Annotated in this window: 15 protein-coding genes; 4 read left to right on the top strand and 11 right to left on the bottom strand. The window is 68.2% G+C overall.

Features of this window, described 5'->3' with window-relative positions; genetic code table 11:
- Nucleotides 1-40: 40 nt before the first annotated feature.
- A complete protein-coding gene (locus tag ACI2JZ_RS01125) occupies nucleotides 41-532 on the top strand; it encodes a glutathione peroxidase (RefSeq protein ID WP_247622239.1) in 492 nt (163 codons plus the stop codon).
- Here the strand turns inward: ACI2JZ_RS01125 and ACI2JZ_RS01120 are convergent.
- Complete coding sequence (locus ACI2JZ_RS01120) at nucleotides 529-1,233, bottom strand: DsbA family protein (protein WP_404596271.1); 705 nt, start codon at nucleotides 1,231-1,233, stop codon at nucleotides 529-531. The genes ACI2JZ_RS01125 and ACI2JZ_RS01120 overlap by 4 nt on opposite strands.
- A gap of 56 nt (nucleotides 1,234-1,289) precedes the next feature.
- Here ACI2JZ_RS01120 and ACI2JZ_RS01115 point away from each other — a divergent pair, with 56 nt between their 5' ends.
- Nucleotides 1,290-1,901 (top strand): AAA family ATPase, encoded by a 612-nt coding sequence (locus ACI2JZ_RS01115; protein ID WP_404596270.1) that lies wholly within the window; start codon nucleotides 1,290-1,292, stop codon nucleotides 1,899-1,901.
- Here ACI2JZ_RS01115 and ACI2JZ_RS01110 read toward each other — a convergent pair.
- Both ACI2JZ_RS01110 and recO read right to left on the bottom strand, forming a co-directional pair.
- Complete coding sequence (locus ACI2JZ_RS01110) at nucleotides 1,841-2,644, bottom strand: isoprenyl transferase (RefSeq protein ID WP_404596269.1); 804 nt, start codon at nucleotides 2,642-2,644, stop codon at nucleotides 1,841-1,843. The two genes, ACI2JZ_RS01115 and ACI2JZ_RS01110, sit on opposite strands and share 61 nt — an antisense overlap.
- Nucleotides 2,641-3,381 carry a DNA repair protein RecO gene (gene recO, locus ACI2JZ_RS01105; RefSeq protein ID WP_247622235.1) on the bottom strand — a complete coding sequence of 247 codons (741 nt, stop codon included), beginning with the start codon at nucleotides 3,379-3,381 and terminating at the stop codon, nucleotides 2,641-2,643. Before recO ends, ACI2JZ_RS01110 begins: the two co-directional genes overlap by 4 nt.
- A 34-nt stretch (nucleotides 3,382-3,415) precedes the next feature.
- Between recO and ACI2JZ_RS01100 the strand changes: the two genes are divergently transcribed.
- A complete protein-coding gene (locus tag ACI2JZ_RS01100) occupies nucleotides 3,416-4,102 on the top strand; it encodes a trimeric intracellular cation channel family protein (RefSeq protein WP_247622234.1) in 687 nt (228 codons plus the stop codon).
- Nucleotides 4,103-4,220: 118 nt separating this feature from the next.
- On the opposite strand, the gene leuA is transcribed toward ACI2JZ_RS01100, so the two are convergent.
- Nucleotides 4,221-5,975, bottom strand: a complete 1,755-nt coding sequence (gene leuA / locus ACI2JZ_RS01095) for a 2-isopropylmalate synthase (protein WP_404596268.1) — start codon at nucleotides 5,973-5,975, stop codon at nucleotides 4,221-4,223.
- A 189-nt stretch (nucleotides 5,976-6,164) separates the two neighbouring features.
- On the opposite strand from leuA, the gene ACI2JZ_RS01090 reads away from it, so the two are divergent.
- Nucleotides 6,165-6,824 (top strand): hypothetical protein, encoded by a 660-nt coding sequence (locus ACI2JZ_RS01090; RefSeq protein WP_404596267.1) that lies wholly within the window; start codon nucleotides 6,165-6,167, stop codon nucleotides 6,822-6,824.
- Nucleotides 6,825-6,837: 13 nt separating this feature from the next.
- On the opposite strand, the gene ACI2JZ_RS01085 is transcribed toward ACI2JZ_RS01090, so the two are convergent.
- The 7 genes from ACI2JZ_RS01085 to ACI2JZ_RS01055 are packed head-to-tail and all read right to left on the bottom strand — an operon-like array spanning nucleotide 6,838 to nucleotide 12,533.
- Nucleotides 6,838-7,323: a hypothetical protein gene (locus ACI2JZ_RS01085; protein ID WP_336640194.1), complete on the bottom strand. Its 486-nt coding sequence runs from the start codon at nucleotides 7,321-7,323 to the stop codon at nucleotides 6,838-6,840.
- Nucleotides 7,323-8,297, bottom strand: coding sequence for a hypothetical protein (locus ACI2JZ_RS01080; protein ID WP_404596266.1), 975 nt, complete (start codon nucleotides 8,295-8,297; stop codon nucleotides 7,323-7,325). The genes ACI2JZ_RS01085 and ACI2JZ_RS01080 overlap by 1 nt, the downstream gene beginning before the upstream one ends.
- On the bottom strand, nucleotides 8,290-8,814 hold the full coding sequence (locus ACI2JZ_RS01075) for a sigma-70 family RNA polymerase sigma factor (RefSeq protein ID WP_404596265.1): 525 nt from the start codon (nucleotides 8,812-8,814) through the stop codon (nucleotides 8,290-8,292). Before ACI2JZ_RS01075 ends, ACI2JZ_RS01080 begins: the two co-directional genes overlap by 8 nt.
- Before the next feature lie 54 nt (nucleotides 8,815-8,868).
- The gene (gene era / locus ACI2JZ_RS01070; RefSeq protein WP_247622228.1) at nucleotides 8,869-9,765 is read right to left on the bottom strand and encodes a GTPase Era; all 897 of its coding nucleotides are present in this window, start codon (nucleotides 9,763-9,765) and stop codon (nucleotides 8,869-8,871) included.
- The gene (locus tag ACI2JZ_RS01065) at nucleotides 9,758-11,059 is read right to left on the bottom strand and encodes a hemolysin family protein (RefSeq protein ID WP_247622227.1); all 1,302 of its coding nucleotides are present in this window, start codon (nucleotides 11,057-11,059) and stop codon (nucleotides 9,758-9,760) included. The genes era and ACI2JZ_RS01065 overlap by 8 nt, the downstream gene beginning before the upstream one ends.
- Nucleotides 11,056-11,514: an rRNA maturation RNase YbeY gene (ybeY, locus tag ACI2JZ_RS01060; protein ID WP_247622226.1), complete on the bottom strand. Its 459-nt coding sequence runs from the start codon at nucleotides 11,512-11,514 to the stop codon at nucleotides 11,056-11,058. Before ybeY ends, ACI2JZ_RS01065 begins: the two co-directional genes overlap by 4 nt.
- The gene (locus tag ACI2JZ_RS01055; protein WP_247624677.1) at nucleotides 11,511-12,533 is read right to left on the bottom strand and encodes a PhoH family protein; all 1,023 of its coding nucleotides are present in this window, start codon (nucleotides 12,531-12,533) and stop codon (nucleotides 11,511-11,513) included. Before ACI2JZ_RS01055 ends, ybeY begins: the two co-directional genes overlap by 4 nt.
- Between the last annotated feature and the right edge of the window lie 2 nt (nucleotides 12,534-12,535).

Raw genomic sequence — 12,535 nt, 5'->3', positions numbered from 1 at the left:
CGCGGAGCCTGTGGTGCCCCATCGACCTAAGCTGTGGAGTATGACCGATTCCGCGCTCCGTTCGATCCCCTTCACCGATGCGCAGGGCAACGAGAAGACTCTCGATGACCTCGGCGCCGATGTGCTGCTGGTGGTGAACGTCGCGTCGAAGTGCGGACTCACCCCGCAGTACGAGCAGCTCGAGGAGTTGCAGCGTCTGTACGGTGATCGTGGCTTCAGCGTGGTGGGCTTCCCGAGCAACCAGTTCCTGCAGGAGCCCGGTTCCGTGGAGCAGATCACCGAGTTCTGCTCGACCACCTACGGCGTCACCTTCCCGGTGAACGACAAGGTGAAGGTCAACGGGCGGAACGCCGCCGAACTCTTCAAGGCTCTCAAGGAGACGCCCGACGCGAACGGCAAGGCCGGACGCGTGGAGTGGAACTTCGAGAAGTTCCTGGTGCTGCCCGACGGCGAGGTCCTCCGGTTCCGGCCGAAGCAGAAGCCGGACGACCCCGCGATCGTGAGCGCAATCGAAGGCGCGCTCACGCGTTAGACGGCGGCGGCTTCGGCCTCCGCGTCACCCTCGAGCTCGGCGTCTCCGCGCTTGGACCACAGGTCGCGCAGGACGTTCTCGAATGCGGCCGGCGGCTGGGCGCCGCTGATCCCGTACTGCCCGTCGATCACGAAGAACGGCACACCCTGGATGCCGTAGGCGCGCGCCTGCGCCTGGTCCTGACGGACGGCGGGAAGGTACTGCTCCGTCTCGAGCGCCTCCCGCGCGGCGTCGGCGTCGAGTCCGACCTCCACCGCGAGGGCGACGAGGTCGTCGATGCGACCGACGTGCTTGCCCTCGGTGAAGTAGGCCGACATCAGTCGCTCCTCCAGCTCGTGCTGGAGGCCGTGCGCCTTGGCGAAGTGCAGCAGCTCGTGCGCCTTGACGGTGTTCGTGTGCTGCAGCAGATCGAAGCGGTACTGGAGGCCCGCCTTCTCGGCGACGCCGGTGACGTTGGCGAGCATCTGCTCGACCTGGTCGCGCGGCATTCCCTTATGGCCTGCGAGGAAGTCGATCTCGTCGCCGTCGAAGTCGACGGGGGTGTCGGGCGAGAGTTCGAACGAGTGGAAGGTGACGTTCACCTGCGGGGCGTCGTCATCACCGGCGACGGCTTCGAGCCCCTTCTCGAGATTGCGCTTGCCGATGTAGCACCACGGGCAGGCGATGTCGGACCAGATGTCGATGGAGATGGGTTCGCTCACACCCTCATCCAACCCCATCACTCCACTCCGTATTCCGGCGTCGCTAGGATCGACGGATGCTGTCCGCCGACGATCCGCTCGCCCGGGTGCCGCAGCGCGTGCTGGTGGCGGGGGTCACGGGTTCGGGCAAGACGACCCTCGCCGGCCGTGTCGCTCGGCTCTGGGGGCTGCGCCACGTCGAGATCGACGGGCTGTTCCACGGCCCGGACTGGACCCCGCGGCCGGAGTTCCTCGACGATGTGCGGGCCTTCGCCGGCGAGGACCGGTGGGTCACCGAGTGGCAGTACACGAGCAAGGGCACCGATCGCATCCTCGCCCCGCGCGCGGAGCTCGTGATCTGGCTCGACTACCCCTACCGAGTCGTGCGCTCGCGACTGCTGCGTCGCACGATCGGTCGCAGCATCCTGCGCACCAAGATGTGGAACGGCAACGTCGAGAAGCCGATCTGGCGCATGTTCCGCGGTTCGCCCGAGGAGAGCATCCTCGCCTGGCAGATCGCGACGCTCGACAAATGGACGGAGCGGATGCCCGTGGCCGCCGCCGCGTTCCCGCATCTCACGATCGTGCGTCTGCGGCATCCGCGCGAGGCGGAGCGGTGGCTCCGCGCTCAGGCCGAGGCGTCGGGCGCGTCGATCGCTCCGCCGAAGCGACGGTCGCGCGAGAGGTAGATCCCGATCGCCCGCCAGAGCTCATCGCGGGAGAAGTCCGGCCACAGCGTGTCGAGGAAGACCATCTCGGCGTAGGCCGACTCCCAGAGCAGGAAGTTCGACGTGCGCTGCTCACCCGAGCTGCGCAGGAACAGGTCGACGTCCGGCATGTCCGGCACGTAGAGGTTGCGACGGATCATCTTCTCGGTGATCGCGTTCGGCTTCACCCGGCCGGCCGCGACATCCGCCGCGATCGAGCGCATCGCATCGACGAGTTCCACGCGTCCGCCGTAGTTCACGCACATCGTGAGCGTCAGGACGTCGTTGCCGCGCGTCAGCTGCTCGGCGTACTGCAGCTCCTTGATGACGCTGCCCCACAGCCGCGGCTTGCGCCCCGCCCAGCGCACGCGCACACCCCACTCGTTGAGCTGATCGCGGCGCCGGTGCAGCACGTCGCGGTTGTATCCCATGAGGAAGCGCACCTCCTCGGGCGAGCGTGCCCAGTTCTCGGTCGAGAAAGCATAGACCGAAAGGTGCTTGACCCCCGCCTGGATGGCACCGGCGACGACATCGAGGAGCACCTCCTCGCCGGCCTTGTGGCCCTCGACACGGCTCAGTCCCCGACGGTTCGCCCAGCGCCCGTTGCCGTCCATGACGATCGCCACGTGCTCGGGGACCGCGCGGAACGCCGGCGGGTGCACCCCCGTCCAGTCGAGGGGACGGTACGCGACGGCGTCCTTGTGCGTGTAGGGCTTCGGGGTCACCGTGCTCCTCCGGGGATGTCGGATACGTGCGCGAGCGAGCGGATGCCCCGCTCGAGGTGCCATTGGGCGTAGGCGCTGATGAGGCCCGATGCGGCGGCGGTGTCGGCGGCGGACGCCGCGTCGACGGCATCCCACTCGCCCGCCATGAGCGCGCGCAGCAGACCCAGCGCCTTCTCGCCGATGCGCGGACTGCCCGCCGGTGCGCACGACGTGCACACCAGGCCACCCAGTTGGACGACGAAGGTCGAGTGCGGGCCGGGAGTACCGCATCGGGCGCACTCGCCGAACGAGGGCGCCCACCCCGACAGGGCCATGACGCGCAGGAGGTAGGAATCGAGGATGCTGCGGGGGGCGTGTTCACCTCGTGACAGCGCGCGCAGACCGCCGACGAGCAGCAGGTACTGATCGGGAGTCGCCTCGGCATCGCTCAACCGATCTGCCGTCTCGACCATCGCGTTGGCGGCGGTGAAACGCTCGTAGTGCGCGACGATGTCGGCGCCGTAGGAGCCGAGCGACTCCGCCTGCTGCACGATGTCGAGCGAGCGCCCCTGATAGAGCTGCACGTCCGCGACCATGAACGGCTCGAGCCGCGAGCCGAACTTCGACGACGTGCGCCGCACACCCTTCGCGACCGCGCGGATCTTGCCGTGCTGCCGCGACAGCATCGTGACGATGCGATCCGCCTCCCCCAGCTTGTGGGTGCGCAGGATCACCGCTTCGTCTCGATAGGTGGGCATCCCTCGATTATCCTCCGTGCGAGACAATGGACGGGTGACCGAACCGCTCTTCATCATCCCGTTCTGGGCGGATCTGCTGGGCGTGGGGCTCGGCGGCGTCCAGGGAGCCCTGTTCGCCTCCGGTTTCCAGGGTCAGCGACGCCTCGACTGGCTCGGCGTCGCGATCATCGGGATCATGATCGGGATGGGTGGCGGTCTCATCCGCGACATCCTGCTCGGGCAGACCCCGGCGACACTGCAGAACCAGTGGTATCTCGTGACGGCGACCGGGGCCGCGCTCTTCGGAATGCTGCTCGCCGGGCTCTTCACACGTCTGAACAAGGTGATCGTCGGGCTCGACGCGATCGTCATCGGCATGTTCGGCGCTTTCGGCACGAGCAAAGCCCTCGCCCTCGGCATCCCCGAGGTTCCCGCCGTCTTCATCGGCGTCTGCGCAGCGGTCGGCGGCAGCGTGCTGCGCGACATGCTCATGGGCCTGCCGACCGCGATCATGCACGTCGGCTCGCTGTACGCCGTGGCCGCCGGTGGCGGATGCGCATTCATCGTCATCGCGCACGCCCTGGGCATGTCGATCCCCCTCGCGGCGGTCATCGGCATCGCCGTCACCGCGGTGATCCGCGTGCTCGCGGTGAGCTTCGACGTCTCGTTGCCCGAGCAACGGCGCCTCTACCGCCGCAAGGTCGCCGCCGAGACCGGGGCGATCCCGATCGTCAAGCCCTGACACGTTCTAACTGGGTCCCTGAGCTCGTCGAAGGGCCCCACCACGCGCAACGGCTCGTCGTGGGGGACGCTTCGACAGGCTCAGCGACCCAGTGCAGGTCAGCGACCTGGAAAGCCGTTCAGACGGCGGCGAGCTCGCCCTGCCGAGCGCGGATCGAGCGGTTCACACCCGACACGATCGCCTTGAGCGACGCGGTCGAGATGTCGCCGTCGATGCCGACGCCCCACAGGCGCTGATCGCCGATCTGCAGCTCAACATAGGCCGCGGCCTGCGCGTCGCCGCCGGCGCTGAGAGCGTGCTCGACGTAGTCGTACAGAGTGATGTCGAAGCCCTGCGCGCGCAGCACCTCGATGAAGGCGGCGATCGGTCCATTGCCGTTTCCCGCGACAGCCACCTGCTGGTCGTCGTCACGGAGAGTGACGTCGAGCACCACGTCACCCGACATGTCGCTGCGGGTCTGCGTGGCGAGCAGTTCGAAGCGCCCCCACTTGTCCTCGCTCGATGCGGCCGGCAGGTACTCGTCGTTGAAGATCGACCAGATCTGGTCGCTCGTGACCTCGCCGCCCTCGGCATCCGTCTTCGTCTGCACGACGCCCGAGAACTCGATCTGCAGCTTGCGCGGCAGGTCGATCGCGTGGTCGGCCTTCAACAGGTAGGCGACGCCACCCTTTCCGGACTGCGAGTTGACGCGGATGACGGCCTCGTAGGAACGACCCAGATCCTTCGGATCGACCGGCAGGTAGGGCACCGCCCACTCAATGTCATCGACCGTGACGCCCTCGGCGTCGGCCCGCACGGCCATGGCCTCGAAGCCCTTCTTGATCGCGTCCTGGTGCGACCCGCTGAACGCGGTGAAGACCAGGTCTCCCGCCCAGGGGTTGCGCTCGGGCACCGGCAGCTGGTTGCAGTACTCGACCGTGCGCTTGACCTGGTCGATGTCACTGAAGTCGATCTGCGGGTCGATCCCCTGCGTGAACAGGTTGATGCCGAGTGCGACGATGTCGACGTTTCCCGTGCGCTCCCCGTTACCGAACAGGCATCCCTCGATGCGGTCGGCACCGGCCATGTAGCCGAGCTCGGCCGCGGCGATCGCGGTCCCGCGATCGTTGTGCGGGTGCAGCGAGAGGATCACGTTCTCGCGGTGGTTCAGGTGCCGGCTCATCCACTCGATCGAGTCGGCGTACACGTTCGGCGATGCCATCTCGACCGTGGCGGGCAGGTTGATGATGACCTTGCGGTCGGGCGTCGGCTCGAAGACCTCGATCACCTGGTTGCAGATGTCGGCGGCGAACTCGAGTTCGGTACCCGTGTAGCTCTCGGGCGAGTACTCGTAGTAGACCTGCGTCTCGGGGATGCGCTTCTCGAACTCGCGGCAGAGTCGTGCGCCCTCGAGGGCGATGTCGATGATGCCCTGCTTGTCGGTGCGGAAGACGACCTCGCGCTGCAGCACGCTCGTCGAGTTGTACAGGTGGACGATGGCCTGCTTCGCACCGGCGATCGACTCGTAGGTGCGCTCGATCAGGTGCTCGCGCGCCTGGGTCAGCACCTGGATCGTGACGTCGTCGGGGATCAGGTTCTCTTCGATCAACTGGCGGACGAAATCGAAGTCCGTCTGGCTGGCCGACGGGAAGCCGACCTCGATCTCCTTGTATCCCATGTTCACCAGGAGCTCGAACATCACGCGCTTGCGCTCGGGCGACATCGGGTCGATGAGAGCCTGGTTGCCGTCACGGAGGTCGACGGCGCACCAGCGCGGCGCGGTCGTGATGCGGGCATCGGGCCAGGTGCGGTCCGGGAGGTCGACGGTGATCTGCTCGTGGAACGGCCGGTACTTGTGGATCGGCATCCCGGAGGGGCGCTGCGTGTTCTGCATGATGGGCTTCTTCTCTTCGTCAGAATGTACGGGCCAACACAAGCGCCGCGACGAGGAAGGCCCTAGCTCTTAGGACTCGTCGCGGCAGCTAAGAAGAAGCAGACCGCCGAAAGGCATGTGGTCATGCTAGCAGGATGCCCCGTCCGCCGTGCACGTGAGACGAACGCCGTCTCGACGACACTGGTGGGTATGAGCACACCACTGCGTCGCCGTCTCCTCTGGTCCGCTGCCCTCGCGACGGCGCTCGCGTCGACCCTGGCCGCCTGCGCGACGGGTCCCGGCGCGGGTGGGTCACCGACGAGCAGCGCCGACCCTCAGGCGCAGGACTTCTCAGGCATCGTCTCCGAGCCGCCGACGGGACGCGTGCGCGGCACCGGCACGGTGCTCGACGTCGACGGAGAGGTGCAACTGTGCCTCGGCGGCGTCGCCGAGTCGTACCCGCCGCAGTGCACGGGTGTGCCGCTCATCGGATGGAGCTGGGACGGCATCGACGGGAGCGAGACCAGCGGTAAGACGACCTGGGGCGCCTACGCGGTGACCGGACGGTACGACGGCGAGAGCATCACCGTCACCGACCCGCCCGTGCTGCTGGCGCTGTACGACCCGGTGCGACCCGACGATCCGACCGGAGGCATCGAGGGAGATGCGACCGCCGCCGAGCTGACGGAGATCCAGGACGATCTGAGCTCACGCCTCGGCAGCGACGCACTGACCCTCTGGACCGAGCGCGGCTTCGTCTGGGTGCAGGTCGTCTGGGACGACGGACAGCTCCAGCGGGCGGTCGACGCGGAGTACGGTGACGGCACGGTCATCGTCCTCCCCGCTCTGAACGAGTTCGACGCGTCCTAGGAGGACGATGGGCTCAGAGGACGCAGCGGACCGTCTTCGCCGTCCCGCCGACGTTCACCCATCCACCGGCGTTCGCCGTCGCGAGCACGCCGCCCGCGCTGTTGCGCGCCTGGGCGTAGCCGGAGCTCCGGGCATTGGCGAGGGATCGGGGCACGAAACCGCTCGGTACCGTGAGCGTTCCGCACGTGCCCCAGGACACGCTCGTCCCCGACAGCGAGCCGGCGCTGAAGGCGCAGATCCGTCCGGACGCGCAGTTTCCCACGGCGGCGCGGGCGAAGAGCCCACCCGGGCCCGACGGAACCGTGACCTCCATGTCGAGCGCCGGCCAGACCGCGCGATGCGCGTCGATGAGCACGCCCCCGGGAATCTCGTCGAGCATCTGCGCGATCTGCGGATCGACCTCGTCTCCCCCGGTCGCGGCGGAAGCCGCAGCGGGGGTGGCTACCACGAGCAGGCCGGCGACGATCAGGGCCGAGAACACGGCACGGGGAGGCCTCATCACAGAATCCCTTCGATGTCCCAGAGCTGGTACGAGATGATGGCGCCCGCGGCGAACGCCTCGTTGTCGAGGAGGTTGGTGCGCTCGACACCGACGATGCGCCCGGTGTCGACGGAGAGCAGGACGACATCGCTCGAGGTGCCGTCCGGTGACGGGACGCGCAGCGCGGTCACGGGTCGCTCCAGTCGATCGGTCGAGGTGCCCAACGCCTCGACCCCCGGCACCTGCTCCAGGATCCCGAGCATCTCGGACTCCTGGGCGTTCGTGAGCGTCCACTGCCCCTTGGCCGAGCTGATCGCGGCGACGACGTCGAAGCCGGTCGGATCGCTCGGCAACCAGTAGGCCTCGAGCACCGCCCGCATGTTGTCCGGTGTGGCAGCGGGCATGTCGACGACGGGCGCGGCGAACTCGCCCGGCGCCATATCGAGCTCCCACGCGACCTCGCCGCTGCTCGAGATCTCGGAGCCGACGTTCGCGGCGGCATCCGCGGGATCGTAAGGCACGCCCTCGATCGCGACCGTTCGGCCGGACAGATCCGGATTCCAGGTCGTCGTCACGAGCTGCGGCACGACCTCGGTCTCGCGGGTACCCATGTCCACCGCGAACGACCACGATGCGGACTGGACAGCGCGTTCGGCTCCGGCGGGTCCGTCGCTCGTCGCGAGCGCGGCCTGCGCGTCGTCGAGGATCTGAGCGGTCGTTCCGCCGGCATCGAACTCGAGCGGGAGGGGTGTGCCGGCCACGGCCGCGTTCTGCGGAACCATGACGGCGACCGCGACGACGGCGGATGCCGCAGCGACGGTGAGCCCCGACGCCCACCCGGCGACGACCGCGCGGCGCTGGCGCGGGGCACGCGTATCGCGCAGGATCCGATCCCGCAACGCGATGGCTCGCAGGTCGGGTGCGGATTCCCGTGGTGTGCGCGCCGGGTCGGCGTCGGTGAGCACGCGCTCGAGCAGAGCACTGTCAGTCATCGACGATCACCCCCTCCGATCTCAGCGCTTCGCGCACGTGTTCCTGTGCGCGAAGCAACGTCTTGCGCACACGGGCCACGGAGATCCGCGCGAGTTCGGCGATCTCCCCCACCGACAACCCATCCCAGTACGTGAGCACGATGATACGCCTCTCGCGGGCCGGGAGTACAGAGAGAGCACGCAGAACGGCCGCCTGCTCGGTCGCATCCGCCTCGTCTTGCGGACCGCGGATCCCCTCGTGCACCGCTGCCGCCGTGCTCCACCGGGTGCTCGCGGCGTGCGAGCGCGCGCGCAGCGCACGATCGGCGGCGCGCAGAAGCCACACGCGCCCCATCGGCTTGCGCGGATTCAGTCGCGCCCAGGCCGTCACGAAGACCTCCGAGACGATCTGGGTCACCTCGCCGTCATCGACGACGACGCCTTCGATGTGGTGACGGATCGCCGCCCAATGAGCGTCGAAGACCGTGGAGAAGACCTCGTCCCGCAGCGATCTCGGGTCGTCGCTGCCGGTGATCATGCGCTCGGGGGTGGCGGTCCCGCGTACGCCGCCTGAGTCCCTCGGGAAGTCATGTCAGAACCCGAGCCGGCCCAGCTGCTTCGGGTCGCGCTGCCACTCCTTCGCGACCTTCACGTGGAGGGCGAGGAACACGCGGGTGCCGAGGAGCTCCTCGACCTGCGCGCGGGCGCGCGCCCCCACGTCACGCAGGCGCTTGCCCTTGTGCCCGATGATGATCGCCTTCTGACTGTCTCGCTCGACGATGATCGATGCGTGCACATCGGTGAGGTCGCTGCCCTCACGCGGGGCCACCTCGTCGACGACCACCGCGATCGAGTGCGGCAGTTCATCGCGCACGCCCTCGAGCGCGGCCTCGCGGATGTACTCCGCGATCCGGTCGTCCTGCGACTCGTCGGTCGTGATGCCCTCGGGGTACAGTGCCGGCCCCGTGGGCATGAGGGCCAGGATCTGATCCGAGAGCACGTCGAGCTGATCGCGCGTGAGCGCCGAGAGCGGGACCACGGCGGCCCAGTCCTCGCGCAACGCATCGACCTCGAGAAGGCGCTCGGTGATCTCGTCGCGTCCCGCGGCATCCGTCTTCGTGACGATCGCGACCTTCTTCGCGCGCGGGTATCCGTCGAGCGAGGCGGCGATCCGCCGATCGCCCGGGCCGATCTTCTCGGTGGCCGGGACGCAGAAGCCGATCACGTCGACGTCGCCGAGCACCTGCTCGACGAGATCGTTCAGACGCTCGCCGAGGAGCGTCCGCGGCTTGTGGATGCCGGGGGTGTCGACGATCACGAGCTGGCCGTCGGGGCGGTTGAGGATGCCGCGGATCGCCCGCCGGGTCGTCTGCGGCTTCTCACTGGTGATCGCGATCTTCTCGCCGACCAGGGCGTTCGTGAGAGTCGACTTCCCGACGTTCGGTCGGCCGACGAAGGTCACGAACCCGCTTCGGTTCTGCTCAGTCATCGTGTCGTTCTCCTTCGTCGTCCGCAGCATCCTCGCCACGCGCTGCTCTCTCCACGAACACCGTGGCGATCCCTCTGCCGCGTCCTCGGGACGCGCCGCCCGTCAGGACCAGCCCGTCGACGACGGCCGTCGCACCGGGCTGCGGAACCTGCCCGAGCGCCTTGCCGAGGAGGCCGCCGATCGAGTCGACGTCCTCGTCCTCCAGTTCGAGCCCGAACAGATCGCCCACGTCCTCGAGCGAGAGGCGGGAGCTCACGCGGTAACGCCCGTCGCCCAGGTCGAAGAATTCGGCGGATACCCGATCGTACTCGTCCGATATCTCGCCGACGAGTTCCTCGATGAGGTCCTCGAGCGTCACGAGTCCAGAGATCCCGCCATGCTCGTCGATCACCAGGCAGACGTGCACCGCATCGCGCTTCATCTGCTGCAGGAGCGTCTCGGCGCGCATCGACTCGGGAACGAAGGTCGCAGGCCGCGAGATGGGGCGGATGGACGCTCCGCGCCAGGCACCCTCGTCGCGGTAGGCGAACTGCACGAGGTCCTTGAGGTAGAGCACACCCACGACGTCGTCCGCCTCGTCGTCGACCACGGGCATGCGCGATACCCCTCGGTTGAGGAAGAGTTCCATCGCCTCGCTGGTCGACGCCGTGGCATCGACGGTGACCATCTCGGTGCGCGGCACCATGACGGCGCGCACGAACTGGTCGGTGAAGTCGAACACGGAGTGGATGAGGTCGCGGTCGTCGGCCTCGATGAGGTCGTTCGACGCCGCCTCGTCGACCATGCTGAGCAGTTGCTCCTCGGACGAGAAGGAGCTGCGTCCGGCGCCCGGCGTCACGCGGTTGCCGAGGAGGACGAGCCCCTGCGCGATCGGGCCCAGGATGATGCGCAGGCCGCGCACGATCGGAGCGTTCGCACGCAGCAGACCGTCGGCGCGGTGACGTCCGACCGTGCGCGGGCTCGCACCGACCAGCACGAACGTGATGCCGGTCATGAGCACGGCGGCGGCGAGCATCGCCCACCAGATGTTGTCGAACAGCGAGGTGAACGCGACCGTGACGAGCACGGCCGCCGTCACCTCGGCGAGCACGCGGATGAAGGCGACGGAGTTGACGTGGGCGTCGGGATCGGCGGCGATGCGCGCGAGCTGAGCGGCGTTGCGCCCCTCGGTGCCCATCTCCTCGAGGTCGGCGCGCGACCGCACGCTGAACGCGGCGTCGATCGCCGACATCAAGCCGCCGAAGGCGACGAGGAGGACGGCGGCGGCGAGGAGGGAGACGGCGACGAGCGTCATCGCCGACGCTCGGCCGCGGCGAAGCTCTGGATGAGCTCCTTCTGCAGGCCGAACATCTCACGCTCCTCATCGGGCTCGGCGTGGTCGTAGCCGAGCAGGTGGAGCAGGCCGTGCGTGGTGAGCAGGATGAGCTCGTCCATCAGGGTGTGCCCGGCGGCCTGGGCCTGAGTCTCGGCGACCTGCGGGCAGAGAACGATGTCTCCGAGCAGACCGGGAGCGGTCGGACGATCCTCGGTGCCGGGGCGCAGTTCGTCCATCGGGAAGCTGAGCACGTCGGTGGGACCGGGCTCGTCCATCCATTGCACGTGCAGCGCTTCCATGGCGCCCTCGTCGACGAGGACGATCGCGACCTCGGCATCCGCACTCACGTGCAGTTGAGCGAGGTTGTGGTCGGTCAACCGCTGCAGCACGGTCTCGTCGACGTCGATCGCCGACTCGTTGTTGATCTCGATCATGAGAGTCCTCGTTTCGGCATGCGGTCACGGGGACCGGGTCGTTGCGCGCCACGTCGATCGGCGCGGTTCGCGAACTCGGCGGCCTGCTCGCGCTCGAACCGCTGCGCCGTGCGCTTCTCGTCGTACTCGCTGTAGGCGTCGACGATGCGGCCGACGAGCGAGTGGCGCACCACGTCGTCGCTGGTCAGTCGGGAGAAATGGATGTCGTCGATGTCGCCGAGCACGCGGGTCACCATGCGCAGACCGGACGAGCCCTGCGGGAGGTCGACCTGGGTGATGTCGCCGGTGACGACCATCTTCGTGCCGAAGCCGAGACGCGTCAGGAACATCTTCATCTGCTCGGGGGTGGTGTTCTGCGCCTCGTCGAGCACCACGAACGAGTCGTTGAGCGTGCGACCGCGCATGTAGGCGAGAGGCGCGACCTCGATCGTTCCCGTCGCCATGAGCCGCGGCACGATCTCCGGGTCCATCATCTCGTTGAGCGCGTCGTAGAGCGGTCGCAGGTAGGGGTCGATCTTGTCGGTCAGGGTGCCGGGCAGGAAGCCCAGGCGCTCGCCCGCCTCGACGGCGGGGCGGGTGAGGATGATCCGCGTGACCTCCTTGCGCTGCAGTGCCTGCACCGCTTTGGCCATCGCCAGGTAGGTCTTGCCCGTTCCGGCGGGACCGATGCCGAAGACGATCGTGTTCTCCTCGATCGCGTCGACGTACTCCTTCTGCCCGAGAGTCTTCGGGCGGATGACCTTGCCACGGGTCGACAGGATCGCCTCGCCGAGCACCTCGCTCGGACGAGGTCCCCCGTCGCGGAGCATCCGGGCGGAGCTGGTGACGTCGCTCGGAGCCAGATCGGCGCCGCCCCGGGTCATCTGGAGCAGCTCCTCGACGAGCGTCTTCGCCGCGGCGACCGCCGATGCCGAACCGCTGAGCGTGATCTCGTTGCCGCGCACGAGGACCTGCACATCGCGGTGCTCCTTCTCGAGCATCCGCAGGAGCCGGTCCTGCGGACCGAGCAGCTGCACCATCG

It is taken from the genome of Microbacterium sp. NPDC087868 (assembly GCF_044900755.1).
GTDB classification, from domain to species: Bacteria; Actinomycetota; Actinomycetes; order Actinomycetales; family Microbacteriaceae; genus Microbacterium; species Microbacterium galbinum.
The sequence above is the reverse complement of the archived record's forward strand: the minus strand, read 5'-3'. Positions and strand labels throughout refer to the sequence as shown.